Annotated in this window: 11 protein-coding genes; 8 read left to right on the top strand and 3 right to left on the bottom strand. The window is 40.3% G+C overall.

Annotated features, from left to right (window positions below):
• Positions 1-347: 347 nt before the first annotated feature.
• Both V7K79_RS19600 and V7K79_RS19595 read left to right on the top strand, forming a co-directional pair.
• Positions 348-776 carry a lectin OAA family protein gene (locus tag V7K79_RS19600; RefSeq protein ID WP_335049663.1) on the top strand — a complete coding sequence of 143 codons (429 nt, stop codon included), beginning with the start codon at positions 348-350 and terminating at the stop codon, positions 774-776.
• A 62-nt stretch (positions 777-838) separates the two neighbouring features.
• Positions 839-1,339 (top strand): hypothetical protein, encoded by a 501-nt coding sequence (locus V7K79_RS19595; RefSeq protein ID WP_335049662.1) that lies wholly within the window; start codon positions 839-841, stop codon positions 1,337-1,339.
• Positions 1,340-1,660: 321 nt separating this feature from the next.
• Here V7K79_RS19595 and V7K79_RS19590 read toward each other — a convergent pair whose 3' ends face one another.
• Complete coding sequence (locus V7K79_RS19590) at positions 1,661-2,017, bottom strand: hypothetical protein (protein WP_335049661.1); 357 nt, start codon at positions 2,015-2,017, stop codon at positions 1,661-1,663.
• A gap of 94 nt (positions 2,018-2,111) precedes the next feature.
• On the bottom strand, positions 2,112-2,582 hold the full coding sequence (locus V7K79_RS19585; protein WP_335049660.1) for a transposase: 471 nt from the start codon (positions 2,580-2,582) through the stop codon (positions 2,112-2,114).
• Positions 2,583-2,882: 300 nt separating this feature from the next.
• Between V7K79_RS19585 and V7K79_RS19580 the strand changes: the two genes are divergently transcribed.
• From V7K79_RS19580 to V7K79_RS19570, 3 genes are all read left to right on the top strand, one after another.
• Positions 2,883-3,458, top strand: a complete 576-nt coding sequence (locus V7K79_RS19580; RefSeq protein WP_335049659.1) for a condensation domain-containing protein — start codon at positions 2,883-2,885, stop codon at positions 3,456-3,458.
• A gap of 81 nt (positions 3,459-3,539) precedes the next feature.
• Complete coding sequence (locus tag V7K79_RS19575; protein ID WP_335049658.1) at positions 3,540-4,802, top strand: glycosyltransferase; 1,263 nt, start codon at positions 3,540-3,542, stop codon at positions 4,800-4,802.
• A gap of 2,925 nt (positions 4,803-7,727) precedes the next feature.
• A complete protein-coding gene (locus V7K79_RS19570; RefSeq protein WP_335049657.1) occupies positions 7,728-8,855 on the top strand; it encodes a response regulator in 1,128 nt (375 codons plus the stop codon).
• Between the two features lie 198 nt (positions 8,856-9,053).
• Here the strand turns inward: V7K79_RS19570 and V7K79_RS19565 are convergent, their stop codons facing one another.
• Positions 9,054-11,639: a GAF domain-containing protein gene (locus V7K79_RS19565; RefSeq protein WP_335049656.1), complete on the bottom strand. Its 2,586-nt coding sequence runs from the start codon at positions 11,637-11,639 to the stop codon at positions 9,054-9,056.
• Between the two features lie 772 nt (positions 11,640-12,411).
• On the opposite strand from V7K79_RS19565, the gene V7K79_RS19560 reads away from it, so the two are divergent.
• From V7K79_RS19560 to V7K79_RS19550, 3 genes are all read left to right on the top strand, one after another.
• Complete coding sequence (locus V7K79_RS19560) at positions 12,412-13,305, top strand: hypothetical protein (RefSeq protein ID WP_335049655.1); 894 nt, start codon at positions 12,412-12,414, stop codon at positions 13,303-13,305.
• Positions 13,306-13,317: 12 nt separating this feature from the next.
• Positions 13,318-14,295 (top strand): SDR family NAD(P)-dependent oxidoreductase, encoded by a 978-nt coding sequence (locus tag V7K79_RS19555; protein ID WP_335049654.1) that lies wholly within the window; start codon positions 13,318-13,320, stop codon positions 14,293-14,295.
• Between the two features lie 327 nt (positions 14,296-14,622).
• A complete protein-coding gene (locus tag V7K79_RS19550; protein WP_335049653.1) occupies positions 14,623-16,929 on the top strand; it encodes a cation:proton antiporter domain-containing protein in 2,307 nt (768 codons plus the stop codon).
• Positions 16,930-17,070: the final 141 nt, after the last annotated feature.

The following is a 17,070-nucleotide window of genomic DNA, read 5'->3' as shown; positions in this document are numbered from 1 at the left end:
TAGTCAATTAATCATATTAATAATATGTTATTCAATTTTTCAAAGCTGATTGTATTTTCGTTAAAGCTTAATCTGTGTTTTAACTTAATATTGCAATGTGTGTATAGTGTTAGTTCACCAGTTATTAATCAACAAAATAAAAGAGCTACGGTTTATCGCTAAAGCATGATAAAAAGTGCTTATTACGGAAGTTCATATAGAATAGATGTGCTTGAAAAGCAGGGCGCGATCTGATTTTGGTCAATGGGATTTCCTAATTCAAATTCAACGCTAATAAAGCTTCTGGAAAAGTTTTCTGTCTACTAAAAAATAGTTAGATACTCGAGAAAGATAGGGCACTATATCAAGTGGAAAATCAGTGGGGTGGCTCATCTGCGCCGTGGAACGAAGGTGGCAGTTGGGAGATCGGTGGTCGCTCTGACCAGAACGTTATTGCGATCGATGCGAAGTCTGATGATGAAGGACAAACTCTCAATGGAACCATGACCTACTCTGGTGAGGGACCGATTAGTTTTCGGGCGAAGCGTTCTGGTAGTAATGGTTACACAGTTGAAAACCAATGGGTAGGGGATTCCGCTCCTTGGCATGACGGGGGTATATGGGTACTTGGTGGTCGCTCTGACCAGAACGTTGTCGCTATCAATGTGAAGTCTGACGATGACGGACAAACCCTCAATGGAACTATGACCTACAAAGGTGAGGGACCTATCGGTTTTAAGGGCGTTAGAACTGAAGACAGTGCTGACATTAAAACGAGAGGAACAGCAATGCTTTAGTTTTGCTATTTCTGGATAAGTTTTAGTAATACAAATGTGTAATTAATTAGGAGAACATTCTCATGTCTAATCAAAATGTCGTTAATCAAGCTGTCGTTAAGTTTAATGATAAGTTTTTTCTCAAACACGAGAGTGGAAAATACTTGATTGCGGTTGAACAAGGACGCTACAACTGGCCGAAGTTGAGCCAACAGAAAAAAAAATTAGCAAAACTTGAACTTGTGGGCAGCAATGGCGAGGTTCAAGCTAACAGCCGCATCAAAATCAGAACGACAGAATCAGCAATAGGCGACAATAATGTTTTGGGGGCTTTTGCGGATAGCCATGATTGTTACTATTGGCAAGATGGCTATGATGAGGATAAACAGAGCTGGCAGATTACTAAAGCGGATGGCGATGCAAGTCCAATTCGCTATGGCGATCGCGTTCGCATCACCAACATCTCTTACAGTAATCAAAGCCTAGCTCCCGATACAAACTACGATGGTTATTTATATAACTACCGTGGAAGATTCTGGCGACTCGTGGATCTTAGCACCTGTCCCCGTAGAGGCTTCTTATAGAGGATGGGACGATAATGGGCAACATGATCCGGATGAAGTAAGTGATGGAGAAGGCGAGGACGATGATCCTCCAACTTGGTTTTAATTCATCTGGACTACCAGATTTTTCTTGTTTATCGTCGTGGTTTGGCGTCGTGTTGCGTGTTTAACGGCGACGACGCCAAATAAGTTCCGGCTCTACGCCGCAATTCATTTCCTCTCAAAGCTAGTAGAAAATAGTCTTAATTTTGACTACAGCAAATTAGTAGGTGTCGAATTCATAACTCCGTAGTTCGGAATTTCTCTCAGGCGATCGCATCTAAATGTTGATGGCTGAATCAGTCACGGTTGATATGATAAATTCCCACAATCACTTTTATTTCTCCCACCATCAGGTTGTATTTGGGTAGTAATATTTGCCACCAATTCTACCTGTCCTTGTTGATTAATCATCCATCCAGTAGCTTCTTGTAGTGGTGGTTGCCCTTTTATATCTGGTACTTTTATATGGCTGATTTGCTCTGATTTATTTGGGGAATCTGCACTGACTCGCATATCCTGTAAAACTACCTGAACACGCAGTATTTGGCGGGGATCTTCTGGTAAACCTCCTCGTCCGCTAATCACAAAATTTGCTTCTTCGTTGCTAGGGCAACCTGCCACAATTTGATTTGTAGGGTCGGTAGGCACAGAAGGCAATTGAGTTAATCCTTTAGTAGGGTCAACATCTGGAGTATTAATATTAACAATGCCATTGATGCCTAATTGAGAACTGGCGGTGATATAGCGTTTCCTAGTCTACTGAGGTACAGTAGCAGCAGTGAGTAAACCAGCTTTTAATATCTTTTAAAGATACTTTGTTAAAAGCTTCTTCAATTGCTTTCGCTAAAGAAGGGTAATTTCTGGCACCAATAGAACGTAGTATACTCTTGATCTTCGACCAGCAATTTTCAATTGGTGAAAAGTCAGGAGAGTAAGGTGGTAAATAAATAAGATTTGCTCCTGCTGCTTGGATGAGTGCTTCAATCTCTTTACCTTTATGAATGGAACAATTATCCATAACAACAACTGCTCCTTTCCAAAGTTTTGGAACTAACTTCTGGGAGATAAATGCCTCAAATGTGAGTCCATCTGTCGCACCAATAAGACTGATTTTAGTAATTACACCTTGGAAACCAATTGCACCAATTAAGGAGACGTTTTTTCCTCGTTTAATAGGACGTTCACCTCGTGCTCTTTTTCCCTTAGGGGCACGGGCAAACAATCGTACTAAAGATAAATTAATACCAGACTCGTCAATAAATATAAGGTTCTCAGCTATAATTCCCTGAACCGTTTTCCAGAATTCTACCCTTAGTAATTGAACTCTTTCAGTCTCTTTTTCGGTAGGGTGTAGTGTTTTTTTTTGAGTTTCAGGTCTAGAAGATGCAACATTCTATCTAGAGTTGAGCGACCTATCAAAACTCCCGTCTTCTGTTCTAAAAGCATACGCAGTTCATCTAAGGTTGCATCATTATTCTCAGATACGATTGAAGATAAAACGTTTAATTGTTCAAGGGAAAGTTTGGTTGGTGTTTGTTGTATACGTACCTTGGGAGCAATACTTCTTTCGCCAATGGGCGACCTTCGCCCGTCCCAGCCCTATCATGCCAATATGCAGACTTTGCCTTGTGGCAGCAGCAAGTCTATAACGAGTCCGCGATCGCTAATCTTGCCGGAACAGACTGGCTCGACCGTAATTAAACAACTTCAAGAAACCGTCAATGAAGCGATCGAATATAAAGAGGTGCAGCTGCATCGGGTGATCGAGCAGATCCAACACTTACGTCCCTTTAATCTGCTGGCAAGTATTACCATGACTCCCTCGGTTCAAGATCGAATGCCAGGTTGGGAAGCGATCGCACCGTCACAATGGGGCGATATGCCAATGGAACTTTATGGCAAAACACCTCCGTTGGAGCTTTACGTTGATCTGTCAAAAACAATCCAGATCAGGGCTAAATACGGCACTGAAAAATTCACAGCAGAGACAATTGATCGCCTATTGAACAACTATCAGGAGATGCTGACGCAGCTTATTAGCCATTCAGAAATGACTGTTTCAAACCTCTTGAAGACAATACATGCAGATTCCATCTAACCCAATCATCGAGTTTTATTCAATCTTCAGTTGTTAAACAGATTAGAGATTCAAGAGACAAGGCACTGGAGACGAAATCAAATGAATTCTCTCAATATACTTCATATTAATAACTGCTCTGGCTTAGGGGGTGCATTTATTGCTGCCTACAATCTGCATCAAGGTTTATCCAAAGCCGGGATTCAATCTTTCTTTGCCTATAAATATGAGATTAATGGAGTGTTTCAGGAAAAAGCTAATGATTTGAAAAATACAGTACAGATTGTCCAAAGAAAAAATCAGTTTGTCGATTTAGCGAACTCAATTACAAGACGAATGGGCTTGAATTATGTTGCCAATCCCTCAATTGCTGATCTGAAACATCAAGCCTGTTATCAGAATGCTGCTTTACTCAACTTTCACCTGCTTCATGATGATTATTTTTCTTATCTCATGCTTCCTTCATTAACGAGAGATAAACCTGCCGTCTATACACTACATGATATGTGGAGTTTCACGGGACACTGTGCTTACAGTTATGACTGTTCAAAATGGCAAACTGGTTGTGGAAAATGTCCTTATCCGAATGCGTTACCTCCGATTCAACGAGATGCCACATCTCTAGAGTGGAAGTTAAAGAATTGGGTCTATCAACACTCCAACTTAACGATTGTGCCTCCTAGTCGCTGGTTGGCTGAATGCGCTAAACAGAGTATGCTCAAATGTTTCCCCATTCATCACATTTCCTACGGAATTGATACAGTAGCCTATCAACCACTCGATCAACAGCAGTGTCAATCTGAATTGGGAATTCCCCAGCAGAAAAAAGTTCTCATATTTGGAGCACAAGACATGAGAAATCGGCGTAAAGGTGGCGATTTATTGCTCAAAGCTCTTTCTTGCATACCTAAATCGCTCAAAGCTGAAACCGTGTTGCTGACTTTTGGGGATGAAGCGAAGGCAATCTTAAATGCCGCAGAAATAGAAGTACTGCACCTTGGCTATATGAGCAGCGATCGCCTTAAAGCCATTGCCTATTCTGCCGCCGATTTATTTCTGTTTCCAACCCGTGCTGATGTTTGCGGGTTAGTCGGTCTGGAGGCAGCAGCTTGTGGTACACCGACAGTTGCCTTCAATGTTGGTGGCGTTCCAGATTATGTCCGTCCTGGTATCACTGGGTATTTAGCAAAACCTGAAGATGCTGATGATTTCTGTAATGGAATTGTCCAACTATTAGAAGACGTTAATTTACGCAATCGGATGAGTCAAAATTGCCGCAAGGTTGCGATTGAAGAGTACTCGTTAGAAGTACAAGCCCAACAGTACATTCAGTTGTACCAGCAAATTCTTAACCAATATGGGTAGAAGTAACCAAATTAGCTACTTAAAAACTAAATATTCTGCTGTTCAAAAAGTTTTTGCTTCAGCCCTAACCTTAGTGCAAATGCATCTCAAAAAATAGGTAACGTATTGTTGCGATCGCACCCATATTTAGCATGATGCAATTGCTCTGAAGGATGAACGAGGCAAGCACAGCACAAGCCCTTGGCAGATTGATGTAAGTTGCTGTATTTTAGGATATCAAAGAAGACTAGTCAAAAATTCTTAGCTAATTTTCCGGAATAGGTAACAATGGCGTGGTAGTAAATATCAGAGCATCGATATTATACTGAACCTCTATAACTAACCTTCGGGGAATATATCCCCATTGTTTTCCCTCAAAAACCCGGTCATTAAGACTGGGTTTTTGGTGTTTATACCAAGTTACAGTCGAGCAACTCAGGGACAGAGCGATAAGCTAATGCACTTATACATTGCAAAAACTCCGTATAGACCGTTATTAGTAATTAGTAATTTATAGTTTCTAAGGACAAAGGACAACCCTCTCCTGAAGGAGACGCTGCGCGTAGCTTGCTTCCCCAGAGGGGTACACTAGTAGTTTGCTTTCGTGACTTGGCGGGGTAAAGGGGAAGGGGGAAGGTGGGGCCCCCTCTGGGGATAAGGGGCAGGGGGAAAGGTTTTATAATCCCTTACCCTTTTCCCTTTCCCCTTTCCCCAGCCCTCACCCAGCATCTTTGGGTTGGCAGACTACTAGTTAATGTGCAATTATTCTTTGCGTAACAGCTTACCTACAAGCTGGCTAGGCTAACGCAGCACTTCTTTGAGCTATCTACGTATCAAATAAGACTATTCTATTAAAAGCTAGCCGCAGTGCTTCCCTAGCTGCGATCGTTGCTACTATTGCAGGAGCAGTGCTACCGATTTTTGGATTATTGTACCGTTTAGCAGGTTTGCTTTCAGCAGTTTGGCTTGCAGTTCCTCGCTAATATGTCTGGTACAGTTTGCACCCAGAAGATCAAAGATTGCAGACTCAGAAAGATGCTAAAGATTAGATGATTCCGTTATGATTAGCGAAGCTTTAACGAATACCATTTATGGATAACGATTTACTCGCTTTCTTTGCAGCTGCTGGGTTACTCATTCTTTATCTTATCTTTTCAGCTTTCACTGAAATGGGGACTAAATTGCCTTGGAAGAAATAAGCTGATGAACTAAAAAGTTTACACTTTTAAACCTCATTGAGCTTTGAAAAAAAGTAACCACCATTTAGGCTTAGGTAATATATTTATTGTTCAAGAGAGTGCAAAATGCGCAATCCAGAAAATAACCACATTAAAGTTGATCCGGCAAGCCTCGTTTTGATTGTATCTGTCTTAATACTCTTACCTCTGCTGGTTGTTGGTTTTTTTTCGTAGTGAAGCTAGTGAGGAATACTCAACAGATATTAATGAACCACTAGAACGTCACCCCTGCCAAAGCTAAACTTTTTCTCCCCTCCCCTTGCTACTACGGTGTACACACAAGTCAAATTACCCTTTATAAAGCCAGGGCTGTTTCATTCCCTAAAACACCATGATTTACAAGCGTATCAACCAAAACAAACATGGTAATTCAAAAATCCCCTTTATAAGGGGAGATAAAGGGGGGTCTATTCGACTTATGCAAGAGGTCTAATGTACTTCATTTAGACGCAAAATGCTGTCTAACTTTGATTTTTCAAACTTGGGATTTTTTGGGTAAATTACTACCATAAAATCATTCAGTTTTTTATAAATATAATTCAATCAGCAGATATAATTATCTTTTACTATGCATTTTCAGCTTTCCCGGATATCTAAACAAATAAATATTTATAACAATTTTCTAGAAGATGATATTAATTAGTTTTCATGTTTACTTTACTGATTTATCATGAAGTTTATATATTTCTGGTAACTTTTTTTGAAAATTATAGTAATCTAAGTTTTAGTGAGTATATTACTTGTTATCTACTATCTAGCTGAAAACAGCTATTTTGCAGGTATCTACTATTAATCAAGGATTTTCCTGTAGTTCTTAAATTTGTCACTCCAATTTCTGCAAGGTGACTATTTAGCCCCACACAACGTTAGAACTTGTTTGCAGTACTTATGCAAGAGATTCCCTTCTGCTGATTTGGTCGCCTGTGTATCTCACCACACACCGTTATGGCGGCAATTATCAGCAAACTCATTCTTGGCCGGAGGTTTACCATTATTGTTGTGCAAGTGATAATTTTGCCAAATCCCAAGATCAAGAGTTGCTCTACAATCACAAACTTAAGTAAGATATTGAAGTTTTGGAATGCTTAGTTTTTAATAATACTTTTTCTCTTTTGAAGTTACACTCAAGAATAAACTTCTTGAAAAAGTATCTGATGACTTTTATTATCAGTATAAAAGTTTACTTAGTAAGTGCTGACTTAATGCCTAGAAACTTTGATGGAGAAACATTTACGTTTACATTACAGTATATTTTGGTCACTCCAGACTTTAGGATTAGGGACAAAAAACTTTTGCAAGAGAACTAAAGTATCTATAATTTTAAGCTGCAAAATACGGATAATAATGATATTTTTGTGACTGATGGGCGAGAGCCAATGGTCTTTGTGTGCCACTTGAGTTACTGTTAGATTGGCTAAATTAGCTAAAGATACAGAAAACCAATCTAATTTTTGAAATACTATATCCTGGCAACTAGTCAGGCAATTTTGCTATTGGTCAGTAGCATGAATTAGTTTAGTTGTAACTCGTGGATTATAGCTTAATAGAGATTGGTGAATTAAGAGTTGGGGGTGTGGAATCTCTGTACTAACTCAAATATGACCGCTATATTTATCTGACAGTGCTTCCAACAAAGTCACGGTGAATTCTGAAAAGGTAATTCACTATTTTTACCTGCAAATGTTAATTTTATTCCAGAGCTATCCCAATGAAGACACTTCCAATTAGTAGATACAGATTTTTCCAAAAGCTCCAGCCCCTAACTTTGTTGAAAAAAATCACTGGTAAGTCGGTTACTGGTTGTTTACAGGTGTTTAGCACATCAGGCTCTTGGTCAATATATGTAGATGAGGGGAAACTAATTTATGCCTGCTACTCAGAGAAAATGTTTGAGCCGCTTTACAGAAATTTGCAAAGATTGAGTCAGCAAATTTCTACTCTCCCTGACGGAATCAAAGACCAGTTGCGGGCAATATTTGAAACTGGCATTGAAAATCAGACAATACCAAACCCAGATTATTTGGCTATTTGTTGGTTAGTCAATCAGAAATATATCAGTTCCTCTCAAGCTGCAATGCTAATAGAGCAATTGGCGCTAGAAGTTATAGAGTCATTTCTGAACTTAGAAGAGGGGAGTTATGAATTTATTCCTGAGAGCTTTCTGGATGATATGCCAAAGTTTTGTCATCTAAATCTTCGTTTATTAGTTGAACAATGTTTAACACCCCAAAATATTGGCGATCGCATTAGTGTTTTTGAAAGAGAAGTTTCTCATAGAGAAGGGATTTATCGTCAAATATTGCCAAGTTATCAATCACATACTTCACAAGTTTTCCAAATAAATGAGCTACAACCTAAAATCAAAACTACACCAAAGTTGCCTAAAATAAACGACTATAAAGCAGCAGCCTACTCTATTAATACTAATGAGAACAGGGGTCAGCAAATCATTCAACCCTCTGTTGATAGAAAAATATACACAATCTTGTGTATTGATGACAGTCCTACAGTATTGAATGCTATTAAAAGTTATTTAGATGAGCAAACCTTTTCTGTTATCGGAGTCACTGATTCTTTAAAAGCTTTAATGCAGATTATCCGGATAAAACCTGATATAATTTTGTTGGATATATTAATGCCTAAATTAGATGGATATGAACTCTGCTCTTTGCTGCGTAAACACTCATATTTTAAAAATACACCTGTGATTATGGTGTCAGAAAAAGTAGGATTTATAGATAGAGCTAAAGCGAAGATGGTCAGAGCATCAGGTTATTTAACTAAACCTTTTAAACAAGGAGATTTACTAAAAGTTATTTTTCAACATATTATCTAATTTTGTAGTGTATAAAGTTTCTTTATTTCAACAATCTATTATTTAAAATATTTAAGGTTGAATCTTATCTATTTTCCTCTTATTGTAGTTATCAAAGATTGTTTGAGTGAGTTAAAATTAATTATTTATATTATAAATCAAAATTAACACAAGTAATCAGAAGAATTTAATGTGTTAAAAAAAATTATTTTGAATAGTTTATTTTTCCTGAAATGTCCAAACTCCTTCATCCCAATCTGATTCTGTTGGGGGTGATTGTAACCAATGCTGACAACGCAATAGATGCAACATAGCAGCTTTGTCCTGGCTGTCTGCTGCCAACACATTAGCAAACTCAGCCCTGGCATGATAAAACTGCCGCTTGAGGTAATACTCACGCCCTTTATGATAGTGTTCAATAACTTGTAATTTTTCGCTTTCAATCGGATTGGAACGCAAACCCAGTAATTCGTATATGGCTACTGGTTCATTTCTACCCTTGACACGAATGTAATCTAGTTCCCTAGCCCAAATATGATCTTGGCATGGTTTAAAAGTATTATGGCTAATAATAATATCGCAACCATACTGTTTACTAACACTTTCTAATCGAGAGCCAAGATTAACGCCATCACCAATCGCAGTAAATTCCATCCGCTTACTAGAGCCAATATTTCCACTAATCACAGTATCAGAATTGATACCAATGCCGATCTTGATTCTGGGCTTATCAATTGCATAGCGACGTTGATTAAATTCGTGCAAGCGATCGCGCATTTCTAAGGATGTTTGCACTGCCATCCAAGCATGTTCTTGTAATGGTAGAGGAGAACCAAATACAGCCATGATGGCATCACCGATATATTTATCAAGAGTGCCTTTATGTTTAAAGACTGCCTCCACCATTGATTCAAAATATTCATTAAGCATACTCACCACTTCTTCTGCTTCTAAGTTTTCCGTCAAAGTGGTGTAGCCGCGAATATCGGAAAATAAAATCGAAACTTCTTTGCGATCGCCTCCGAGTTTCGCGTCATCTAATTTCAGCAATTCTTCGGCTAATTCCTGGGTCATGTAACGGTACATCGTACTCTTGAGCCGCTTTTCATCACTAATATCTTCCATCACCACCAGCGCCCCCCGGACTTGATCTTGGTCGCTAGCATCGGCAATTGTGTTAATCGATAAATTAATACTGTGCTGTTCTGTATCAGTGGTTATGAGTGTGCGATCGGGGTAATATTGCTGGCGGCCTTTTAAGTCAACTGCGTGTAAAGCATCCTGATACCACTTACTAAAGTCGCCTTCTTTGATGCCAATGACATCATTAACTAATTTACCTTCTAAACGATCATCTACTCCTAGTCCTAGCAAACGTTTGGCACTTTCATTGGCGGCAATAATTAACCCAGTTTTATCAGTGGAAACCACGCCATTGGAAAGACTACGCAGAATGTCCCGTTGCATTTGTTCTTGTTGCTTGACTGTGGCAAACAACTGGGCATTTTGCAGCGCTACTCCTGCTTGAATATTAAAAGCTTCCATGAACTCTTCATCGTTGCGGTCAAAGCTAGCTTGGAAGCAGTCGGGAGCTTTGGGCCAATCAGCTGGATTATAAGGAGGAAAGTCCCCGGATTTCTTTTTATTTACGAGTTGGGTAACGCCAATCAGTTGTCTATCGGCATTAAATACTGGCATACAAAGCAAGCTACAGGTGCGATAGCCATTTTGCTGGTCTAGTTTTTGGGCTGTCTCTGAGTCAGGATCGTAGTACAAATCAAAGCCAATATTCAGCTTCTTGCCAGAAGCCGCTACTATGCCAGCAAAGCCTTTACCTATGGGGACTTGCAACTCTTTGGTTGAACCATCATCCTGAGTGATTTTCGTCCATAATTCATGGCGATCGCGGTCTATTAACCATAATGTACTGCGATCAGCATTCATCAATTCTTTGGCTTCATCCATCACCCGTTTGAGGGTGTCTTCTAAATCGAGACTACTTTGCGAGAGGGACTTAATTGCTTTCATCAGCGCCGCTACTGCTCTTTGTTTTTGGGTAGCTACATAAAAAGAGCGCGAGGATTCTAAAATCAAGCGAATCGAAGGAGCAAATTCTTGAAATAATTGTTCGTCAGCAGAGGTGAAACCTTTGGTATCAATGCGCTCTGCAAGTGAAGCATTGTGATTATTCCCAGATTTTAATTTATTCAGTAATTGCACTACTGCAACTAATTTCCCATGTTCATTTAAGAGTGGCAAAGCTAACATCGTGTAGGTGCGATAGCCAGTTCTTTTTTCTTGTTCTTGGGCAAAATGCGATCGCGGGTCACTATAAAAATCAAAGGGAATATTAATAACTTCTTTAAAAGTGGCGACTTCCCCAGCAATGCCTTTATCGGCGGGGATGCGGATTTCTAAAGAGCGACCGCCTTCCCCCTCGGCCAGAATTGACCAAAGTTCTTGTTTTTCTTCATCCAATAAAAATATCGTCGTCCGGTCTGCTCCCAGTAATTCCCCAGTTTTTAAGGTAATCGAATGCAACATTTCTTGCAGAAGAGTTTCAAACCCATGAGAATCAAGCATTGATAGGGTTTGATGAACAATCTGTAATTTTTGCTCGACATCCTTAACGACCTGTTTAAAAGTATCCTGAGTCAAGAGAGCAAGAAACGTAGAAAAAGTTCCTTGTCTTGTAGCAAGAGCACCCACAGGAGCAGAATTTGCTGGTAATTCGAGGTTTTCTTGGTTGTGAACACCAATAATCAAATCGGTGGTCTCCCCACAACTTCCTTGATACGCTGACATAACTGGTATTTTGTATAACAGGATGAGGTTTTAGATTTAACAATGAGATTAAATTTATGTAAGTGGTGTTAAAAACAACAATTGCTTGACATTATCCATAGTTTAATCGCTTGTTTAGCCAGCGTCATCCTGTGAATAAGCGCTCAACTTGATTACCAACAAGCATGGCTTGACCAAAACCCGTTCCTACTGCTGGGTACAGATGATAAATAGAGGGTTAGACCCCTCATATCAATGAGAAAATAATGTTTTATGCAGGCGATAGATTGTTAATATTGCCTGATAATTTTTTGTCGGGACACACCAATGAGTATTACAGTATCCGTAGGGTATAGTCGATTTATCTAGAAATAGCAGAACTAAATAAGTAATTATACGTAATAAATTGATAGTAACTGCGATCGCTTCCTGTGGCAGATATGTCAGCCTGAAAAAGAAAGTGCTGAGTAAAAAATACTAGTCCTCTGTTTACGATGAACTCTATTAATCTGTCATAATACCTGTGGCAGACTACTAGATATATAGCAATCCTATTTAATTCGTGAGAATTAAACCCGCAAATCCCCGACTTATTTGAGAAGTCAGGGATCTTGTTGTTCGCGAGTGATTTAAAATTGCTATAGATATTAATTTTTATACAGATAAAGTTAATTAAAAATATTAAGCACAATAGCATTTTAGCCAAACATAAATATAAAATCAGGTTCAATCTTTGGGTTTAACCCAGAATGTGACATTTACCCTATTGTTAGAAATCCATAGGATTATTTTCATGAAAAAATTAAAAACTCAAGTATTTTTAGGCTTGACAGGTGCATTTTTGGCAGTTGGATATTCCAGTTTGCTAGCTAGAGAAATTCCCATACAGAGTACATCAAACCTCAGAAAATATTTATTAGCACAATCAGAAAACAATCCAAACGTCAATGAGTATCTGGATAAAAATAAACCCGAAAGTTATAAAGCTCTGAAAAAGCAGTTAGATATAGCGATTGAAGATGCAAAAAGTCCGAGTGAAGAGAAAGTAGTAAAAAATCTTTGGTCATTGTCAAAAACTAATCCTCAAATAATATGGAGAGAAAATAATGGTAAAATTGAATATTTGATGGCGAGTTGGAAATATGTAAAAAGCCCAAATGAAGATTGGAAAATAGGTACAAAAAAAAGTGTAGAAGCACGCACTTGGTTAACAGCCGTTCCTCAAGTTAAAGAATTTTGTCAAAATTGTAAGGGAATCGGTATAAATATTCCTGGTAATATCATGCTTTCTCTGAGGTTACAGCAGTATTTAGGCTTAATTTTAAATAGAAATTCAAATAAGACGCATTTTGTCGAAATGTGGGTGAAAGCTGAAGATTTAAGTAGACCATGTGTCGATCCAGAAATTAATGATTCTAGTTGTAATGTTTTTAATATCCCAATTTCTGCTAATTATCTGATTTTGCAAGAGATATACAGAACTTCTTACGCAGTTAATACTCAAGAACATTATCCTTGGACAGGTTTAGGTTACACCTATGATTGGGGAAATCCGAAAAAACCTCGTGAAGGAGCTAGTGAGTTTCTGATCGACGGAACTAAAGAAAAACCGATCGAGGTAGAAGTTGTTTCAGTCACAGCTACGAAAGAATATTGTAATAATCAATATTTAACGGTAAAAGATTAGAAATGAGCGCTCATGAAACACCTTGAAGGTAAAGTGGCTTTGGTAACAGGTGCTACGCGGGGAATTGGTAAGGGAATTGCCATTGGCCTTGGTGAAGCTGGTGCAACTGTATACATCACAGGTCGCAGCTTCAACAACTCTTCTAGTGATGGGGTTTCAGGTAGTCTTAGTGAAACGAAATCAGCGATTGAGGAAGTCGGTGGTGTATGCATTCCCGTCCAAGTAGACCACAGCGACGATCAGCAGGTGCGTTTCCTTTTCGATCGCATTCAAGATGAACAGGATGGACAACTCGACCTACTGGTAAATAATGCTTACTCAGGAGTTCAGGCAGTAAAAGACGCTCAGGGGCAGCCCTTTTGGGATTCTCAACCAAGTCTTTGGGATGCTAGCAACAACGTTGGTCTTCGCAGCCACTATGTTGCGAGTGTTTTTGCGGCTCGGATGATGACTAAGCGTAACTCTGGACTCATTTGCACCATTTCCTCGTGGGGTGGGATGTCTTATATCTTTAATACAGCTTATGGTGTTGGCAAAGCAGCTTGCGATCGCCTAGCTGCTGATATGGCTGTTGAATTAAAGCCACATAACGTCACTTCTGTTTCAATTTGGCCGGGTATTGTTGGTACTGAGCTTTTTTCGAGTTTTGCTTCTGAGATGAATCAAACCAATGCTACTGACCTGAAAAACTCATTAATTAGCGATCGCTACAACTGGGAAACTCCCTTATTAACTGGACGAGCGATCGCTGCACTTGCTAGTGAGCCAAATCTGATCAGTTGTACAGGACACGTGCAAATTGTTGCCGAACTGGCTAAGAAATATAATCTTGTAGATGAAAATGGCGATCGGCCCGCATCGCTACGCTCTCTGCGTTTTGTACTACCTGCTGCGTTGCCTGTACTGAGAAAGTACTCATGGCTTATACCTGATATTAAAGTGCCGTGGTCGCTGCTATTATTGAATGCCCTCAGTTCGCCTAAAATTTAATGGGCATTGGGCAGGAGGCAGGGGGCAGGAGGCAGGGGGCAGGAGGTAGAGGAATACTGCACCTGTGAGTATTAAAGACTCGTCCACGAGTATCAAAGACTCATTGTTGCATTATAAAATACATCTCTTCTAGCCCAATGCCCAATGCCCTTCAGGAGTACTGAGTGCTGAGTGGGGAATCTCACTTCTTTACTCGCTTGCCGAGGAACTCGAAACTCGGAACTGTTTTGCCCAATGCCCCACGCCCAATATCTAAACTAAACTATCCTGGGATATATAAAACTTTGTATCCTGAATTAATAGGTCTTAAGAGTTCTGTTAAAACTGGTGCAAGAAGATTTTCGGTTAATTGTTGATTTAGTTTTAGTTCTAGGCGTTGCAGCCTGTGGTGGACTATTCGCGGCACTTTTGCAACAACCCGTGCTGCTGGGGTATCTCATTGGCGGGATAGTCGTTGGCCCAACTGGACTGGGATTGATTAAAGAACTGATTCAAGTAGAGACTCTGGCACAGTTCGGAGTCGCCTTTTTGTTATTCGCCTTGGGTGTGGAATTTTCCTTTGCGGAACTCAAGAAGGTAAAAGCGATCGCTCTTGGTGGAGGTGGACTCCAGATTGCTTTGACAATTTTGGTCACGGTTTTAATATGCGGGTTAAGCGGAGCCTGGGGAGCCTTACCTGCGAAGGGGATGTTTTTGGGCTGTATTCTCTCCCTATCTTCCACAGCAGTTGTCCTTAAGTGCTTGATGGAGCGCAACGAAACAGAAACGCCCCACGGGCAAGTGATGCTAGGGATTTTGGTAGTCCAAGACTTGGCACTGGGACTGATGTTAGCAGTCTTACCAGCCCTCAACCAACCAGCAGAAACTATTGGCATTGCCGTCCTCACAGCCCTAGGTTCGATTGGTTTATTTGCGGCTGGGGCGGTAGCTGCGGGGATTTGGCTGATACCGCCTTTGTTACAACTGCTAGCCCGTACCGAAAGCAAAGAACTGTTTTTATTAGGAGTTGTAGCCCTGTGTTTGGGCATTGCTCTATTGACAGAGCATTTGGGGCTGTCTATTGAAATGGGGGCATTTGTTGCGGGTTTGATGATTTCTGAGGTGGAGTATGCCGATCAAACCCTGACTTATGTCGAACCACTGCGAGATATCTTTGCCAGTTTATTTTTTGCCGCCATTGGAATGTTAATTGATCCAGTGTTTTTGTGGAACAACCTAGAATTGATTTTGGGGTTGGTGGCAATAGTTTTCGTAGGTAAATTTTTGATTATCACGCCCTTAGTGAAACTGTTCCGCTATCCTTTGAAAACAGCCATAATTGCCGGTTTGGGATTGGCGCAAATTGGGGAATTTTCCTTTGTTCTCGCTAGTGAAGGGCAGTCTTTAGGGCTAGTATCCCGACAAATATACTTATTAATTTTGGGAACCACCGCAGTTACTCTCATGCTGACTCCCTTTGTACTGCGGTTAGCGCCATTTTTATTTAACTTTGCCGAATCAATACCTTGGTTGAAACCATACTTAGAAGAAGATCAGGCGCGGGATGTATCGGAAGATTTGCCCTTCAAAGACCATGTAGTAGTTTGTGGCTATGGGCAAGTCGGCAAGAATTTGGTGAAGTTGTTGCTGCAACATGACCTACCTGTGGTGGTAATCGACCAATCGGAGAGTAGAATTCAGCAGTTACGTGAGGCTGGGGTGTCTTATGTCTATGGCAATTGCGTCAGTTTACACGTTTTGGAAACTGCTGGGGTGAATCACGCCAAAGGAATGGCGATCGCACTCCACGATCCTATAAGTACTCGTCTTTCCTTGAAACGCGCTTTAGAATTGCGCCCAGAGTTAGATTTGGTTGTCCGTGCTACCCAGGATAAAAATATTGAGGTGCTGTATCAATTGGGAGCTAGGGATGTTGTGCAACCAGAATTTGAAGCCAGCTTAGAAATGGCAACCTATTTATTAACAGGCTTAGGCTTGTTGTCGCCACCTGTTGTCCAACGAGAAATGCAGCAAATCCGCAACGATCATTATTTAGATTTGCGGCCAGAGCGTTCTGCAACTGAAGTTGCTCGTGATTTGCGCCAAGCAACTCGCGATTTAAATCAGCGTTGGTATCCTTTACCATCGAATTCGCCCTTAATTGGCATGAGCGTAGAAGAAGCGGATATGCGCTATTTAACAGGAGTGAGTTTGATGGCAATTCGCCGCGCTGACGGCGAAGAAATCGATTATCCCAACAATCAAACTAAATTGGCAGAAGGCGATCGCTTGCTGGTGGTGGGAGCAAATGAAGAACTAACGGCTTTAGCAGAATTAGCTAAAGGACAAGCTGTTGTTCCTGGAGAAAATAGTGCTTGCCAGTGGGTTACAGTCAATGCAGATGCGCCAACACTAGGTAAAACCCTTAAAGATTTAGAGATTGGTAAGCAGTATGGAGTACAGGTACAGGCGATCCGGCGCGATGGTAAATTTATTCGCTATCCTGATGGCGGCATGGACTTGCGAATCAGCGACCAAGTATTGTTATGTGGTGGCTTGACAGGTCTGAGTCAACTAGAACAGTTATTTGCGATCGCCACTAAAGTACCCCTTTCTATCCCAGTAGTAAAAGCTAGTGAGGTAGAAACTCTTTAAGCGCTTCTTTCTATGGATAATTTATGGAAGTAGTCATTAATCATTAGTTATCCCTCTTCTGTCACTTTCCGGAATAAGCAAGTAGTTTAGGAGCTAAATCATCCAGAAGCATAAGAGGGTTTAAATTGATTCATTGCAGCA

It is taken from the genome of Nostoc sp. (assembly GCF_036917575.1).
Taxonomy (GTDB): Bacteria; Cyanobacteriota; Cyanobacteriia; order Cyanobacteriales; family Nostocaceae; genus Nostoc.
This window is presented reverse-complemented; position numbering and strand designations above follow the sequence as displayed.